This window comes from Pseudomonas sp. MH9.3 (genome assembly GCF_034354675.1).
GTDB lineage: Bacteria > Pseudomonadota > Gammaproteobacteria > Pseudomonadales > Pseudomonadaceae > Aquipseudomonas.
The window spans coordinates 3,553,767-3,569,881 of the sequence record NZ_CP133785.1 but is presented as its reverse complement, the minus strand read 5'-3'; the positions used below and the strand labels follow the sequence as shown (position 1 = coordinate 3,569,881).

At 65.3% G+C, this 16,115-nt stretch carries 11 protein-coding genes; all 11 read left to right on the top strand.

Annotated elements, in window-relative coordinates; genetic code table 11:
• The first annotated feature begins 108 nt into the window (after positions 1-108).
• The 11 genes from tagH to RHM60_RS15840 are packed head-to-tail and all read left to right on the top strand — an operon-like array spanning position 109 to position 16,053.
• Positions 109-1,410, top strand: a complete 1,302-nt coding sequence (gene tagH / locus RHM60_RS15890) for a type VI secretion system-associated FHA domain protein TagH (protein WP_231422292.1) — start codon at positions 109-111, stop codon at positions 1,408-1,410.
• A gap of 55 nt (positions 1,411-1,465) precedes the next feature.
• Entirely contained in the window at positions 1,466-1,975 is a 510-nt protein-coding gene (gene tssJ / locus RHM60_RS15885) for a type VI secretion system lipoprotein TssJ (protein WP_231422293.1), read from the top strand.
• Positions 1,976-1,993: 18 nt separating this feature from the next.
• A complete protein-coding gene (tssK, locus tag RHM60_RS15880; RefSeq protein ID WP_231422294.1) occupies positions 1,994-3,328 on the top strand; it encodes a type VI secretion system baseplate subunit TssK in 1,335 nt (444 codons plus the stop codon).
• A gap of 6 nt (positions 3,329-3,334) precedes the next feature.
• On the top strand, positions 3,335-4,624 hold the full coding sequence (locus tag RHM60_RS15875) for a DotU family type VI secretion system protein (RefSeq protein ID WP_231422295.1): 1,290 nt from the start codon (positions 3,335-3,337) through the stop codon (positions 4,622-4,624).
• Positions 4,621-8,121 (top strand): type VI secretion system membrane subunit TssM, encoded by a 3,501-nt coding sequence (tssM, locus tag RHM60_RS15870; protein ID WP_231422296.1) that lies wholly within the window; start codon positions 4,621-4,623, stop codon positions 8,119-8,121. Before RHM60_RS15875 ends, tssM begins: the two co-directional genes overlap by 4 nt.
• The gene (tagF, locus tag RHM60_RS15865) at positions 8,118-8,771 is read left to right on the top strand and encodes a type VI secretion system-associated protein TagF (RefSeq protein WP_322212186.1); all 654 of its coding nucleotides are present in this window, start codon (positions 8,118-8,120) and stop codon (positions 8,769-8,771) included. The genes tssM and tagF overlap by 4 nt, the downstream gene beginning before the upstream one ends.
• Positions 8,772-9,491 (top strand): PP2C family protein-serine/threonine phosphatase, encoded by a 720-nt coding sequence (locus RHM60_RS15860; protein ID WP_231422298.1) that lies wholly within the window; start codon positions 8,772-8,774, stop codon positions 9,489-9,491. It begins immediately after the preceding gene.
• A complete protein-coding gene (locus RHM60_RS15855) occupies positions 9,488-12,460 on the top strand; it encodes a serine/threonine-protein kinase (protein ID WP_322212185.1) in 2,973 nt (990 codons plus the stop codon). The genes RHM60_RS15860 and RHM60_RS15855 overlap by 4 nt, the downstream gene beginning before the upstream one ends.
• Positions 12,460-13,164: an ABC transporter ATP-binding protein gene (locus tag RHM60_RS15850; RefSeq protein WP_231422300.1), complete on the top strand. Its 705-nt coding sequence runs from the start codon at positions 12,460-12,462 to the stop codon at positions 13,162-13,164. The genes RHM60_RS15855 and RHM60_RS15850 overlap by 1 nt, the downstream gene beginning before the upstream one ends.
• Entirely contained in the window at positions 13,164-14,348 is a 1,185-nt protein-coding gene (locus RHM60_RS15845; protein ID WP_231422301.1) for an ABC transporter permease, read from the top strand. The genes RHM60_RS15850 and RHM60_RS15845 overlap by 1 nt, the downstream gene beginning before the upstream one ends.
• The gene (locus tag RHM60_RS15840; RefSeq protein ID WP_322212184.1) at positions 14,341-16,053 is read left to right on the top strand and encodes a formylglycine-generating enzyme family protein; all 1,713 of its coding nucleotides are present in this window, start codon (positions 14,341-14,343) and stop codon (positions 16,051-16,053) included. The genes RHM60_RS15845 and RHM60_RS15840 overlap by 8 nt, the downstream gene beginning before the upstream one ends.
• Positions 16,054-16,115: the final 62 nt, after the last annotated feature.

Genomic DNA, 16,115 nt, shown 5'->3' with positions numbered 1-16,115 from the left:
TGCTGACAAAAGCAGGTTCCGAAGGTCGGTTGCGCGACCTGAAGGTGAATCTCGGGAAACGCTGCCCCGGGAATCGACTGCGCGGCGAAGTATCAGCAAGGAGGCAAGATGTCGCTGTGTTTGACTATCACTAGTTATCACAAGATCACCCCTGGGCAGTGCCCCGAAAAGTCCATTAATCAGGGCTCGATGGCGATCGGCCGCAGTTCGGAAAATGACTGGGTATTGCCCGATCCAGAGCGCCTGGTCTCTTCACAACATTGCGTTATTCAATACAAGGATGGCCGTTATTATTTAACCGATAACAGCACCAATGGTGTGGAGTTGGTTAACGCCGGCATTCGTATGCGGCGCGGTAACAGCGAGCCGTTACAGGACGGCGAGTTGATCCGCATTGGTGATTACGAAATCCAGGCGCGCATCGATTTCAATGTGCAAGCCATTGAAAGCCAAGCCTTTGCCGGTGACTCGCCGAACAGCTTCGAGTCGCTGATGGGCGCCGTCGCGAACACGCCCAAGGCCACGCCTGCGATTGCACCGCAGTTTCAGGGCGCCTCGTCGATGGACACCCTGCCGGACCTGTTCGACTTTCTCTCCCCCGCCGCCGTACCACCGCCGACCCTGGCCGATCATGTGCCGTCCGAGCAACACGATTTCCGCCCACCCGCGCCCGTCGTTGCGCCGCTTGTCGAACCGGCAGGGGCGTCGGCTGCAGTGATTCCCGAAGACTGGGACCTGCTCGGCGATGTGCCGCCCCGCGCACCCATTATCGCGGCGCCACCTGTGGTCGAGCCTGTGCTCCCCGTGGCCGAAACTCCGCCCCAGCCCGACCTTCTGCAAGCCTTCCTGCGCGGTGCCGGCCTTGACGCGCTGCGCCTGGACAACGCCGCCGCCAGCGCCCAGATGGAGAGCATCGGCCGCAGCTACCGGCTGATGGTCGAAGGCCTGATAGACGTGTTGCGTGCCCGCGCGAGCCTCAAGGGCGAGTTCCGCATGCAGCAGACCATGATCCAGCCCGCCGAAAACAATCCGTTGAAATTTGCCCCGAATGCCGACGAAGCGTTACTGCTGTTGCTGCGTCATGGCAACCAGGCGTTCATGGCGCCGGATGTGGCCGTGCGCGAGAGTTTCGATGACCTGCGCGCGCACCAGTTGGCGGTGATGGCCGGCGTGGAAGCGGCGATCAAGCACTTGCTGGCGCGCTTTGAGCCGGCGCAGTTGGAAGAGCGCATGGGCAAGCCCGGCGGGCTGTCGAGTCTTTTCAATGGTTCGCGTCAGGCCCAGTACTGGCAGCAGTTCACCGAGCTCTACAGCAATATTTCCCGCGAGGCCCAGGAAGATTTCCAGGACCTGTTCGGCCGCGAGTTCAGCCGGGCCTACGAGGAGCACAGCGCACGACAGCGTCGCTGACCCCGACGCGACCCAGGATTCAACGGATAGCCAAGTACGTCATTGAGGACACAGGATGATTTTCAGGTTTTTACTCGCAGCCGCCACCGCGCTGCTGCTGACGGCGTGTGCGAAGGATGCGGCCAGGCCCGAAAGCGCGGCTGAAGCCGACGCGAACAGCGCCGCCATCACGTTGCATTTTCACGCCATTGCCGGGCTCAACCCCGGCGCCAATGGCCAGGCCGCGCCGGTACGGGTGCGCATTTTCGAACTGAAAAACGCCGCCACCTTCGCCCGCTCCGACTACTTCGCCCTGGCCGACCGCGCGCAGTCCACCCTCGGCCTCGACCTGCTGGACCAGGACGAAGTGATGGTGCAGCCCGGCCAGCAACTGAGCATCCGGCGCAACCTCGACCCCGCCACGCGCCAGGTCTGCCTGCTGGTGGGCTATCGCGAACTGGACCGCGCGCAATGGCGCACGGTGATCAACGTGCCGCCGCGCCAGAATACCGAATACCAGATCAGCCTCGATGTACGTGCCGTGCGCGCCGACGTCGTGGCTCCCCCCTCCAGCCCTGCCCAATAAGAAATCATCGGAGCTCCCATGTCCTGGAACAATCGCGTGGTCTGGTCGGAAGGCATGTTCATCGGAACGCAGCACTTCCAGCAGCATGACCGTTACCTCGAGAACCTGATTGATGCTCGCAGCCGCCCGCTGTCTGCCGGCGCCTGGGGCTTTTCCGAGCTGCTGATCGACCAGGGCCTGCTGGCCCAGGGCAAGCTGGCGATTGTCTCGGCGCGGGGCCTGTTGCCCGATGGCACGCCGTTCAATATTCCTCAGGATGACCTGGCGCCAAGCCCGCTGAACATCGACGACAACCTGCGCGACGGCCTGGTGTACCTGGCCTTGCCGCTCAAGCGTGCCGGTGCGCGGGACACGGTGGAGGCGGGCGAAGCGCTGGAAGCAGCGCGTTACGTGAGCCAGGTGCGCGAAGTGCGCGACGATAACGCACCGTTCGAAAACCGCACACCCGTGGCGGTGGGCGCGCGAGCCTTGCGCCTGCTCATCGCCGAAGATGGCATCAGCGACTACGCCGCCGTGGGCCTGGTGCGCATCAAGGAAAAACGCGCCGACCGCGCCTTGGTGCTCGACGACACCTACATCCCGCCGGTGCTGGACGTGGCCGCCAGCAAACCGCTGAGCGCGTTTCGCAGTGAATTGCTCGGCCTGCTGCACCAGCGCGGCGAAGCCCTGGCCGGACGCGTGGTGGCTTCGGGCGCTGGCGGCGCCTCGGAGATTGCCGATTTCATGCTGCTGCAACTGGTCAACCGTGCGCAGCCGCTGATCCAGCACCTGACCCAACTGAGCCCGCTGCACCCGGAGCGGTTCTTCAGCGAACTGGTGAGTCTGGCCGGTGAATTCTCCACCTTTGCCACCTCGGGTCGACGTCCCCAGGAATACCCGCACTACCAGCACGACGACCTGGCTCTGAGCTTCGCCCCGGTAATGGCGGCGCTGCGTGAAGCGCTGTCGATGCTGATCGACAGCAAGGCCACGCCGATCCCGATTGTCGAGAAAGCCTACGGCGTGCATGTTGCCATGCTGGCGGACAAGACCCTGCTCGACAGCGCCAGCTTCATCCTCGTGGTGCGCGCCGATGTGCCCGGCGAAACCCTGCGCGCGCGCTTCGGCCAGCAGAGCAAGGTCGGTTCGGTGGAGCACATCCGCGACCTGGTCAACCTGCAACTGCCGGGCATCGGCCTGCTGCCCCTGCCGGTGGCGCCGCGCCAACTGCCGTACCACGCAGGCTCCACCTACTACGAGCTGGACCGTGGCAGCGAACACTGGCAGCAACTGGGTAATTCCGGTGGGTTCGCCTTTCATATCGCCGGGCAGTTCCCGGGCTTGAACCTGGCCTTCTGGGCGATTCGAGGATAAACCGCGATGCATCCCAATGACGATGACCGCACCCAGTTCATGCCGCGCCCGGGAGGCCGCGCGCCGGAACCTGCGCGTGCCGAGCCTGCCCCGTTGGCAATGCCGGCGGCGCCGATCCTCACCGGTAAAAGCCAGGGCCTCAACCCACTGGAAAGTGCTGCCGGCCCGCTGTTGGCGCTGCTGACGCGCCTGCGCAACACGATCGCCCACCCGGCGCCGGCCAGTCTGCGCGCGCAGTTGCTGGCCTACCTGCGCCAGTTCGAAGAGCGCGCTGAAGCCGCCGGCACCCCGCGCAACGAAGTGCTGCTGGCGCGTTACGCGCTGTGCACCGCCCTCGATGAAGCCGTGCTCAGCACGCCGTGGGGCAGCACCAGCGACTGGGGCAAACAGAGTTTGCTGATCACCGTGCACAACGAAGCCTGGGGCGGCGAAAAGGTTTTCCAGTTGCTCGACCATTGCCTGCAAAGCCCACGGGAACGCCTGTACCTGCTGGAGCTGCTGTACTTGTGTCTGTGTCTGGGTTTCGAAGGTCGCTACCGCGTGATGAACGACGGTCGCAGCCAGCTCGAAGCGCTACGTGAGCGCACCGCCGCAGCGATTCGCAGTGCCCGTGGCGAGCATGAGCGCGAGCTGTCGCCGCACTGGCGCGGCGTGACCGTGGCGCGCGATCGCCTGGCGCAGTTCATGCCGCCGTGGATCGCCGTGGCCATTGGCCTGGCGCTGCTGCTGGCCTTGCTGTTCGGCTTGCGCCTGAAGCTGGCCTCGGACGCAGAGCCAGTGTTCAAGAACATCCACGCCCTGGGCGAGATCCCGGTGCAGGCCATCGACCGTCCGGTGGCGCAGCCCAAAGTCATCGAACGGCCGCGCCTGGCGGGCTTTCTGGCCGAAGACATCAAGGCCGGTCGCGTTGCGGTGGAGGACAAGGTCGACCGCTCCGTGGTGACGATCAAGGGTGACGAGCTGTTCGCCTCGGCCAGCGCGAGTATCGTCGACAACTACCAGCCGTTGATGCTGCGCATCGCTGACGCCATCCGCAAGGTCAAGGGCCAGGTGCGTGTTACCGGCCACAGCGACAACCGCCCGATTGCCACGCTGCGCTTCCCGTCCAACTGGGCCTTGTCCGAAGCACGGGCCAAGTCGGTGCTGGAGATTCTCGCCGCCAAGACCGGCCAGGCCGAGCGCTTCAGTGCCGAAGGCCGCAGTGACACCGAACCGCTGGCGACCAACGCGACCGCAGAAGGCCGTGCCCGCAATCGCCGGGTTGAAATCACCGTATTGGCGGAGGGCGTCGAGTGAAGGCGTTTTTCAGTTTCATGATTCGCTGGGTGATCCCGCTGCTGGGCCTGATCGCCCTGAGCCTGATCATCTGGTTCGTCGGACCGTTGCTCGACGTGCTGGTGCCCGAAGGCCGGCGCTGGGCGCTGATCATCCTGGTGTTTGCGGTGTGGGTCGCCTACCGCGTGTGGCGCATCATCCAGGCCCGCCGCCAGGCTGCCGAAGTGCTGCGCAGCCTCGCTGCCGACACCCCGGCGGACCCTAACAGCGTGGCCACTGCCGAAGAATTGTCGACCCTGCGCCAGCGCATGGACGAAGCCCTGGCGTTGCTGAAAAAAGCCAAGCTGGGCGGTGATGAGCGGCGCAACCTCTACGAGCTGCCGTGGTACGTGATCATCGGGCCGCCGGGGTCGGGCAAGACCACCGCGCTGGTCAATTCCGGCCTGCATTTTCCGCTGGCCGCCCAGCTCGGCGCCGGTGCGGTACGTGGGGTCGGCGGCACGCGCAATTGCGACTGGTGGTTTACCGATCAGGCGGTACTGCTCGACACCGCCGGCCGCTACACCACCCAGGACAGCAACTCGACGGTGGACAAGGCCGCCTGGCTGGGCTTTCTCGACCTGCTGAAAAAACAGCGCTCGCGTCGCCCCATCGACGGTGCGTTCATCGCCATCAGTCTGTCGGATTTGCTGCTCGGAACCGACGCCGAGCGCGCCGCCCACGCCGCGGCAATCCGTCTGCGTATCCAGGAGCTGTACACCCAGTTGGGCGTGCGCTTCCCGATCTACCTGATGCTGACCAAGCTCGACCTGGTGCCGGGCTTCATGGAGTTCTTCGACAACCTGAGCAAGGAAGAACGCGCCCAGGTGTGGGGCATGACCTTTGCCCTGGACGAGGGGAAAAACAGCGACAGCCCGCTGGCCCATCTGCAGAGCGAATTTGCCGGCCTGGAACAGCGTCTCAACGAGCGTCTGGTGGAGCGCCTGCAACAGGAGCGCGACCCGGCGCGGCGCGACCTGATCTACGGCTTCCCACAGCAGTTCGGTGCGCTGAAGGATTGCCTGCAAAGCTTCCTCGAAGGCGTGTTCAAGCCCAATGCGTTCGAAGAGCGCGTGCTGTTGCGCGGCGTTTACTTCACCAGCGGCACTCAGGAAGGCAGCCCGATCGATCGCCTGATCGGTGCGATGGCCCAGAGCATGAACCTGGACCGCCAGCACCTGGCACGTCAGAGCGGCACCGGGCGCAGCTACTTCATCGAAAAACTCTTTACCGCCGTGGCGTTTGCCGAGCGTGGACTGGTTGGCGTGAACCCGAAGGTCGAGCGGCGGCGCAAATGGCTGGCGCGCGGCGTTCTCGCGGCCACCGTGGCGCTGGTCGTTGTGGTCAGCGCTGTGTGGTGGGTGAGTTATCGCGCCAACCAGGCCTATATCGCCCAGGTCGACCAGAAGGTCGAGCCCCTGGGCCAGACCGTGCAGAACCTCAGTCCGGCACAGCGTGACGTGCTCGCCGTACTGCCGCTGCTCAATGCGGTGAAGAACCTGGCGGGCGACTCGCCCAGTTGGTCCGAAGGCTTGGGGCTGTATCAGGGCGACATGCTCGGAGCCGAATCCGCCAGTGTCTACCGCAAGCTGTTGATCGCCGTGTTTGCGCCCCGTCTGGTGACGCGCATCGAAGAGCAACTGCACGGCGGCGGCAATTCGGACTTCCTGTACGAAGGCCTCAAGGCCTACCTGATGCTGGCTGACAGCGAGCATTACGATCCGGACTTCATCAAGGCCTGGATCGCGCTGGACTGGGACCGCAACCTGCCACGGGACCTGCCGGCCGATCAGCGCCAGGCGCTGGCCGGGCATTTGCAGGCGCTGTTCGACCGCCATCCGCCGAATGCGCGACTGGACCCGCGCCTGATCGACGACTTGCGTCGCCAGTTGCAGCAACTGCCGGTGGCCCAGCGCGTGTATGACCGGGTCAAGCGCCAGAAACTGCCCGACGGCATCCCTGACTTTCGCCTCAACGAGGCGGCCGGGCGGGATGCCGCGCTGGTGTTCAGCCGCAAGAGCGGCAAGCCGTTGGGCGAGCCATTGAGCGGCTTTTTTACCGCCAAGGGTTATCGCCAGGCGTTCCTGCTGAGCAGCCTCAACCAGACCGGCACCCTGGCGGAAGAGCAATGGGTACTGGGCAATGAACCGGCCGATCAACAGAATGTGGTGAGCCTGGCCGCCGATGTGCGCCGTCTGTACTTCCAGGATTACCAGCGCCAGTGGGATGCGTTGCTCGCGGACATCGACTTCGTGCCGATCACCAGCGTGGCCCAGGCGGCCGATGTGCTGCGGGTGATCTCCGGGCCGACATCGCCACTGAAAAAACTGCTGGTGGCGGTGGCCAGGGAAACCGATCTGCAAGCCGAAGAGCGTCAACTGGTGGCCAAGGGCGTGCCGGTGGAAGGCGGCGTCGACAAGCTCAAGGAGCGCCTGGGCAGCCTGCTCGGCCAGGAACAACCGACCGCCAATACCCCGGCGGCAGTGGATGATCCGGTAACCGCGCATTTTGCTGAACTCAACAGCATCGTCAGCAAGAACGAAGGCGAACCCGCTGCCATCGACGGCCTGCTCGCGGACATGAACGCGCTGTATGTGCAGGTCAGTGCGATGGTCGGCGCCAGCGGCGATGCGCTGCTCGGCGAGGCCAAAAACCAGGCCGCTGCTGCGGCCACGCGGGTCAGCCTGAATGCCGAACGCCAGCCGCCGCTGGTGCAGGGCATGGTCAAGTCGGTGGTCAACTCCACTACCAACAGCATGATGGGTGGGGTGCGTAATCAACTGAACGCGGCCTGGGCCAGCGAAGTGGTCAATGTGTACCGCCAGTCGTTGGCCGGGCGCTATCCGATGTCGCCGGGCAGCGCGCGCGACGCGACCCTGGATGACTTCGGCCAGTTCTTCGGCGTGGGCGGGGTGATGGACAACTACTTTCGCAAGTACCTGCAGCCTTATGTGGACACGTCGAGCCAGACCTGGCGCTGGCAGCCGGGCGCGGCGCAGAAACTCGGGATTGCCCCGGGCGTGCTGCAAACCTTCCAGCGTGCGGCGGCGATTCGTGACGCGTTCTTTAGAGCGGGGGGCACCCAGCCCATCGTGCGCTTTGAACTCAAGCCGGTGTCGATGGACCCTACGATCACCCAATTCCTGCTCGACCTCGACGGCCAGCAATTGAGCTACGACCACGGTCCGAGTCGCCCGGTGGCGATGCAATGGCCGAACCCCGGCAGCATTGGCGTGGTGCGCATTTCCATCATGCCGCCGTCGGCCAGTGGCCGCTCCGGTGTGACGCTGGACGGCCCGTGGGCGTGGTTCCGCCTGCTGGAGCAATCGGACCTTACCGCCGGCAACTCGCCGGACCGTTTCAACCTGCGCCTGCGGGTGGACGGTGCGAGCATCGCCTACGAACTGCGTGCCAACAGTGCGTTCAACCCGTTCAAAAGCCGCGTACTCAGTGGCTTCAGCCTGCCGGAGCGGCTATGACCACCCTGGGCTTCTACGGCAAGTTGGCCAGCCGTGGCGATTTTGTCAGCCGCGCCTTGCCCCAGAGTTTTGTCGGCCCGTGGGATAGCTGGCTGGCGGCGGGCCTGCTCGCGAGCCAGAACAGCCTGGGCGGCGACTGGCTCAACGTCTACCTGGTGAGCCCGCTGTGGCGCTTTGTGCTGGCGCCGGGCGTGTGCGGGCCGGATGCAGCGGCGGGTGTGGTGATGCCCAGCATTGATCGGGTGGGGCGCTATTTCCCGCTGGCGGTGGTGGCCTTGCTCGATCACGACACCAACCCGGCCTCGCTGGTGGGTGGGCCGGATGCCTGGTTCGAACAGGCCGAAGAACTGTTGCTGAGCACCCTGGATGCCGGCGCCACCTTCGAAGGTTTCAATGCCGGGCTCGACCGGCTTGGCGTGCCGGCGACCGAACCGCGTGCGGTCGACAGCCGTTTCGCCGGCCTGCAACGGGTGGCCGCGACCTCGCCCCACGGGCGACTGGCCGCGCTGGCCGAACAGGCCTGCGAGGGTGCCAGCCTGTGGTGGGGCCGTGGTTCGCAGCGGACCGCCCCCGGTTTATTACGGTGCCAGGGCTTGCCTGCCACCGACGATTTTGCGCAGTTTTTGCTCGGACAAGAAGGTGTGGTGTAGATGGGGTCGACGTACAAATCCGCGAGCAAAAGCCATGTGGGCATGGTGCGCCAGGTCAATGAAGACGCGTGCCTGGACCTGCCGGAAAACCGCCTGTGGGTGGTGGCCGACGGCATGGGCGGGCACGCGGCGGGGGACTATGTCAGCAGCCTGATCGTCGACAGCCTGCGCAGTGTGGCGATGGGCCGGTCCCTCGACGAATACACAGCGGCGCTGCGCAACGACTTGGTCCGCATCAACACGGCCGTGCGCGAAGAAACCGTCAACCGTGGCGTCAGCCTGATGGGCAGCACCGTGGTGCTGCTCGCCGCCCGTGGCCTGCGCGGCGTGTGCCTGTGGGCCGGCGACAGTCGCCTGTATCGCCTGCGCGACGGCGTGCTCGACAGCATCTCCCGCGACCACAGCTACGTGCAGGACCTGCAGGACAGCGGCCTGCTCAGCGAAGCCGATGCCCGCACGCACCCGCGCGCCAATATCGTCACCCGCGCCGTGGGCGTGGAGGCCCAGTTGAACCTGGCGGCGGTGGAGCTGCTGATCGCTCCCGGCGACAGTTACCTGTTGTGCAGCGACGGCCTGACCAAGACCGTCGAAGACCATGAAATCCGCGAAGTACTCGGCCACAACGCACCCGATGAAATCGTGCGCAGCCTGGTGCACCTGGGGCTCAACCGGGGCGCGCCGGACAACATCACCGCCATCGTCGTGAAGGTATCGGCATGAACATCCTGATCCCGGGTTACGACATCGACGGCGAGATCGGCGAAGGCGCCATGGCCAGCGTGTACTTGGCGACCCAGCGTTCGCTGGAGCGCAAGGTCGCCCTGAAAGTGATGGCGGCCGCACTGGCGGCCGACCCGAGTTTCTGCGAGCGCTTCCTGCGCGAGGGCAAGACCCTGGCGCGGCTGTCGCACCCGCACACGGTAACCATCCATGACATCGGCAATGTCGGTGAGCTGTATTACATGGCCATGGAATACCTGCCCAACGGCACGCTCAAGGAGCGCATCGCCGCCGGCATGACGCCGGAGCAAGGGGTGACGCTGATCCGCCAGATTGCCTCGGCGCTGGGGTATGCCCATGCCCAGGGTCTGGTGCACCGCGACGTCAAGCCGGCGAATATCCTGTTTCGCGCCGATGGCACAGCGGTATTGTCGGACTTCGGCATCGCCAAGTCCCTCGACGACCGCACCCAGTTCACCCAGGCCGGGTTTGCCGTGGGCACGCCGAGCTACATGAGCCCGGAGCAGGCGCGGGGCCAGGAGATCGATGGCCGCGCCGACCTGTACGCGCTGGGCGTAGTGCTCTACGAAATCCTCGTTGGCAAGCTGCCCTACAACGGCACCGACGCACTCTCCACGGCGCTGGCGCACCTCACCGAACCGCTGCCGGAATTGCCGGTGCACCACGGGCGTTATCAGGGTGTGCTGCGCAAGCTGCTGGCCAAGGACCCGGCCGAGCGGTTCGCGGATGCGGCGGCGTTGCTGGTTGCGCTCGATCAACTGCCGATGGATTCCCCGGAGGCCACCCTGGTGCGGCCGTTGCCGATGCCGATGAGTTTCGACCTGGCGGGCATCACGCCCGAATCCATCGAGATCCCGACTGCCAAGCCGCAGCCGCAAGCGGTGCGTCAGCCGGTGGTGACGCCGACCCAGCATCGCGCGGTGTCCGAGCAGCGCCGTGGGCCGGTGTTGGCCCTGGCCGCCGTGGCGGTTGCCGTGGCGCTGGCCATTGGCGGCGCGAGCTTCTGGTGGTTGAGCGGCAACGATGAGCCGGCTACGCCGCCAGCGGCCGCAGTGCCCGAGGCCGTCACGGCACCTGCGGCGGTGGCCGAGGTGGATGGCGGCCAGCGCCCGCTGTTGATGGCCGGCAAGAAAACCCTGTTCCAGCGCGTGCTCAGCAAGCCCGGGGCAACGCTTGCAAGCGACGCCGGCGGTGCGTCCGGCAAGGCGCTCCCGGCATTCTCCGTGCTCTACGTGTACCAGCGCAAGACGGCCGGCGGCCAGCCCTGGGTGCGCGTTGGCGCCGCCACCGATGGACGCAGCGACGGTTGGTTGCCGGCCTCCCAGGTCAGCGACTGGAAACAGAGCCTGGTGCTCAAGTTCACCGAACGTTCGGGCCGTGCGCCGGTGATGTTCCTGCGCCAGCCCGGCGAGGTGGAAAAGCTGCTGGCGGACCCGTCCGCCGCGAAAAGTGCACTGGCCAGGGCGCAGAAAAACAGCGACGACAATCAACAGGTGCTGGCTCTTGAACCGGCCGCCAGCGCCGTGCCGCAGAACCAGTTCTACCTGTTACCGATCTTCGATTCCAAAGAGAGCTTCGACGAAAACGGCCAGCCGGTGCAGTTGCTCAACGTGGCGTCCATCGACCCCGGCAGCAGCGCCGTGGCGAGGCCCGCCGCGCCTGCAATCAAGGCCGATGCTTTCCGCACCGCGGTGGTGATGGTGGTGGATACGACCGTGTCGATGCAGCCCTACATCGACCAGATTCGCGACGTGGTGCACGAGTTGCAAACCCGCATCGCCGAGCGCGGCGAGCTGGACAGCGTCAGCTTTGGCCTGGTGGGCTTTCGCAACAGCATCAAGAAAACCCCTGGCCTGGAATACGTGGCCAAGACCCTGATCAGCCTCGATCAGGGCCGCGACCCGCAGCGGTTTCTCGACATGGCGCGCCAGGTCAAGGCCTCCACTGTGTCGAGCCATTCGTTCAACGAAGACGCGTTTGCCGGGGTGATGCAGGCAGTGGAAGGCATGGACTGGTCCGGTTACGGCGGGCGCATCATCCTGCTGGTGACCGATGCGGGCGCGCTGCGCAAGAACGATCCGTTCGCCGCCACCCAGATGAACGAAGCCGAAGTGCGCCAGGCCGCGTTGGGCAAGCAGATCAAGGTCTACGCCCTGCACCTGCGCACCGATGTTGGCAAGAAAACCCATGCCGGTGCCGAGAGCCAGTACCGCATCCTTACAGCCGACGCCAACCCGCAGATCGGCGACCTGTATACGCCGGTGCCCGGTGGTGATGTGCGCAAACTGGGCGAGCGGGTCGATGAGATCGGCACGGTGTTCGCCAACCTGGTGCACCAAGTGCGCAGCAACACGCCGCAGCCGGTGCCGTTGTTGAGCGCTGCGCCGAGTCTGGCGGACAAGTCGGCAGCGGTCGGTTATGCGATGCACATGGATTTCCTTGGCCGCAAGGCCGCGAGCCAGGCACCGCAACTGGTGAGCGCCTGGACCGCCGACCGTGACCTCACCAACCCGGCGCTGCCGGCGTTCCAGGTGTGCGTGATGCTGACCAAGTTGCAGCTCAACGACTTGCAGCAGTCGCTGAAACTGATCGTCGATGCCGCACGCAAGACCCAAACCTCGCCCAGGGACTTCTTCCAGGAAATCGCCAGTGCTTCGGCCTACATGAGCCGCGACCCGCAAGCCTTGCGCAAGGGCGGCAACCTGGCCGACGGCGGCATTCTGGGTGAATACCTTGAGGGCCTGCCGTATCGCAGCAAGTCGCTGAACATGACTCAGGACCTGTGGTTGTCGTTGAGCGTGGCCGAGCAGGAAGACTTTATCGACGAGCTGGATTCGAAAATCCGCCTCTACGAAACCTTCCACAATGACGTGGCGAACTGGGTTCGATTCGGCGATGCCGAGCCGGGCGACGCGTTGTACCGCGTGCCTTTGTCGACGCTGCCGTGATGTTGAACCTTTGCGCGGTGCACAAGAGCCGGGGCGTCGGCAGCCAGCGCTACAGCCTGTTGATTCCGGCGCTGGCGTTGCGCGCCGGTGAGCAGGTGGCGATTGTGGGCCCCAGTGGCTGTGGCAAAAGCACCTTGCTGGACCTGCTGGCGCTGGTGCTGGCGCCGGACCAGGTGGGCCAGTTTCAATTTTATCAACAGGACATCGGCGGGTTGTGGCGCGCCGATCGGCAATCGGCCCTGGCCGCGCTGCGCAGCCGTCACCTGGGCTATGTGCTGCAAACCGGCGGCCTGCTCGGGTTTCTCGATGTGCGCGGCAATATCGCCTTGCCCCGGCAACTGCTGGGGCTCGAGGACGACGGCAGCGTGGCGCGGTTGGCCGAGCAACTGGGCATCAGCGACCAGATGGGCAAGCCGCCGGCCGCGCTGTCGGTGGGCCAGCGCCAACGGGTGAGCTGCGCCCGCGCCCTGGCCCATGCGCCGCAATTGGTGCTGGCGGACGAGCCGACCGCTTCGCTTGACCCGCTGAACGCCGAGCGGGTGATGCAGGCGCTGCTGGACCGGGCCCGTGAACAGCGCGCCGCCTGCGTGATCGCCACCCATGACGAACCGCTGGCCCGCGCCAGCGGCTTGCCGGTGCGGCGCATCAGTTGCCGGCGCGATGCCGATGGCGGCGTCACCGCAACCCTCGGGGAGGCCTGCTGATGCGCATCGCTCTGGTGGCCTCGCTCGCCTGGCAGGACTACCGCAGGGACGCCTGGCTGTCGGCCTGTTCAGTGCTGGCGCTGGTGGCGGTGATCGCGCCGTTGCTGGTGTTGTTCGGCCTGAAATTTGGACTGGTCAGCAGTTTGACCGAACGCCTGGAGACGGACCCCTCCACCCGTGAAATTATTCCGCTGGGTGGCGGTCGATTCAGCAGCGCATTGATCGAGCAACTCGGCCAGCGCCCCGATGTTTCATTTGCCATCCCGCGTACGCGGCAGATTGCGGCGACGGCGCAGGTGGGCGCGCTGGTGCTGGAAATGCTGCCGACCGCAGCGGGTGATCCATTGTTGGATGGTTTGCCAATCCCGAAAGGTGTGGGCCAGATCGTGTTGAGCCATACCGCTGCCGAAAGGCTCGCGGCGCGGCCGGGGGATCTGTTGGAAACTCGCTTCGCACGTCAGGTAGCGGGGCGTGTGGAAGAACAGCGCACACGGGTGCAGGTGCTGGCGGTGTTGCCGCTGGAGGCATTCACCCGTGACGGTCTGTTCGCCGACCTGACCTTGCTCGAAGCGGCGGAAGATTACCGCGATGGCCGCGCGGTGCCGGCATTGGGTTGGCCGGGTGATGAGGTGAGTGCAGTCGAGCAGCGGGTGTATCCGGCGTTCCGCCTGTACGCGCGCAGCCTCGCCGATGTGGAGTCGCTGCGGGTGTATTTCGCCGGGCAGAACCTGTTGGTATCGACCCAGGCGAACACCATTGCCCAGGTGCAGTCGTTGAGCCGCAACCTGTCGATCGTATTCTGGATCATCGCCGGGTTGGCCCTGGCGGGTGCGTTTGCGGCGATTCTTGCCGGTGCGTTGGCGGCGGTGGCGCGTAAGCGGCGCGAATTGTCGGTACTGCGCCTGTTGGGGTTTTCCACCGCCGCGCTGTTGTTGTTTGTGATGGTGCAGGCGCTGTACAGCGCAGGCATTGCCGCCGTACTCAGTGCCGGGCTGTATGGCCTGGCCGAGACAGGTTTGAATCGGTTGTTCGTGCAGGTGCCGGGCGAGCATGCCAGCTACTTGCTGGCGCGGCATTACGGCTTGGCACTGGTGGCCGTGCTCGGCGTAAGCGCCGTGGCGGCGGCCTGTGGCGGTTGGCGAGTGGCACGTATCCAGGCTTCTGAAGGAATCAGAGATGTATAAGTTACTGGGCGCCTGCGTGGCGCTGAGCCTGGCCTCGCTGGCCTGGGCCGATGAGGCAAGCGACAAGCTCGACAATCCAAAACCGTTGCCGGACGACGTCAGCCTGCCGCTGCCCTGCGACGGCAACATGGTGTTCCGCTACGCCTACGTGCTGGCCCAGGGCACCCTGGACGACCGCGAGATCAGCCTCGGCTATCCCTTTGCCGAAGGCGAGGCCGGCTACCAGCAGTCGTTTATCTCCGGCTACCGCCGCGACTTCATCAACGGCCAGTTCACCCTCAAGGATTTGCCGCAGGGTTGGAACAAGGTCATCGCGCCCTTGATGCCCAAGACCGACGCCAAGACCCCGCTCAAGCCGATGCTCTACTTCATCGGCAAGTACGAAGTGACCGCGCGCCAATACGCCCAGGTCATGGCCCAGGCGCAGTCCCTGGCCAGTGGCGAGCCGGCGCCTGCGTGCGATGCGCCCAGCGGCATGGCCGGGCGTTTGCCCAAGGTGAAGCTGTCGCGCTTTGAGGCCGAGCGCTTCTCGGCGGTGTACAGCGCCTGGCTGATGAAATACCACCGAGACCTGCTGCCGGTGAGCGGTCGCGGCACCTCGGCCGAGGACGGCGGCCTGGGCTTTGTGCGGCTGCCGACCGAAGTGGAATGGGAGTTCGCCGCACGCGGTGGCCAGGCGGTGAGTCGCCAGGACCTGGAAGGGCGGCTGTTTCCGCGTCGCCTGGAAGGCAGCGAAAGCGATGGCCCGCTGGCCGATTGGGCGGTGTTCAATCAGGTTGCCGGCGGCACCGGCCAGGCTGCGCGGCTGATGCCCATCGGCACAAAGTTGCCCAACCCCATCGGTCTGTTCGATGTGATCGGCAACGCGGCAGAAATGGTCCAGGAATCCTTCCAACTGGTGCACGCCGGCCGCCGCCAAGGTACCTATGGCGGCTTTGTGGTCAAGGGCGGCAACTACCTGGAAGGCGAGGGCACGCTGTTTACCGGCATGCGCCGCGAATACCCGCTGTTTGCCGCCGACGGCACCGAGCAAAGCAACGAGACCACGGGTTTTCGCGTGGCGATTGGCGCGCTGTCGGCGCCGCGTTCTCGCTACAAGGAACTGTTTGCGCAGTGGCAGAAAGAAGGCCGACTGGCTTCGCTGACCGACGCCATCGACGACGCCCAGGACCCGACCAAGCGCCTGGACAGCATCATCGCCACCAGCGTCGATCCCAAGCTGCAAGCCGAGCTGGGGCTGGTCAATGAAGAGCTCAAGCGCAACGTCTCGCTGATCGCCCAGCAACGCGAGCAAGCGGCGGGCAACCTGATTCAGTCGGCGGCGCTGGTGGCCGAGACCATCGGCAACTACAACATCCGCCTGGCCAACCTGCAGAAGAGCCGTCAGCAGGCGCTGGACAACAAGGACACCGCCAGCGCCGAGCTGTTGGCCATGGCGATCACCAACGGCCGCAGCGCCCTCGACGGCGCGGTGGCGATCTACATCGATAACCTGGCGACCGGCACGCGCTACACCGATGCGGTGATCCAGGCGCAGTTTCAACGGATCAAGGAAGAGTTGGATCGCAAGCCAGTGCTCGGCAAGAGCCTGGTGACGCGCGCGACACTGTTCGTTCGCCATGTCGGCAACTACCGCAAGCAACAGCGGGCCGATCCGGCGGCGATCTTGAAGGAATTGCTCGCAGCGAGCGGTCAGCGGTCTTGACCGTTGGTTGCCGCGAGCTTGGAAGGGACTCAGACGGCGTTGGGCCGTGCTGGGCATGTCAA

What these genes read in the sequence shown, in the direction of transcription:
- tagH (WP_231422292.1), top strand. Translation starts at nt 109, where the DNA reads ATGTCGCTGTGTTTGACTATCACTAGTTATCACAAGATCACCCCTGGG.
- tssJ (WP_231422293.1), top strand. Translation starts at nt 1,466, where the DNA reads ATGATTTTCAGGTTTTTACTCGCAGCCGCCACCGCGCTGCTGCTGACG.
- tssK (WP_231422294.1), top strand. Translation starts at nt 1,994, where the DNA reads ATGTCCTGGAACAATCGCGTGGTCTGGTCGGAAGGCATGTTCATCGGA.
- RHM60_RS15875 (WP_231422295.1), top strand. Translation starts at nt 3,335, where the DNA reads ATGCATCCCAATGACGATGACCGCACCCAGTTCATGCCGCGCCCGGGA.
- tagF (WP_322212186.1), top strand. Translation starts at nt 8,118, where the DNA reads ATGACCACCCTGGGCTTCTACGGCAAGTTGGCCAGCCGTGGCGATTTT.
- RHM60_RS15860 (WP_231422298.1), top strand. Translation starts at nt 8,772, where the DNA reads ATGGGGTCGACGTACAAATCCGCGAGCAAAAGCCATGTGGGCATGGTG.
- RHM60_RS15855 (WP_322212185.1), top strand. Translation starts at nt 9,488, where the DNA reads ATGAACATCCTGATCCCGGGTTACGACATCGACGGCGAGATCGGCGAA.
- RHM60_RS15850 (WP_231422300.1), top strand. Translation starts at nt 12,460, where the DNA reads ATGTTGAACCTTTGCGCGGTGCACAAGAGCCGGGGCGTCGGCAGCCAG.
- RHM60_RS15845 (WP_231422301.1), top strand. Translation starts at nt 13,164, where the DNA reads ATGCGCATCGCTCTGGTGGCCTCGCTCGCCTGGCAGGACTACCGCAGG.
- RHM60_RS15840 (WP_322212184.1), top strand. Translation starts at nt 14,341, where the DNA reads ATGTATAAGTTACTGGGCGCCTGCGTGGCGCTGAGCCTGGCCTCGCTG.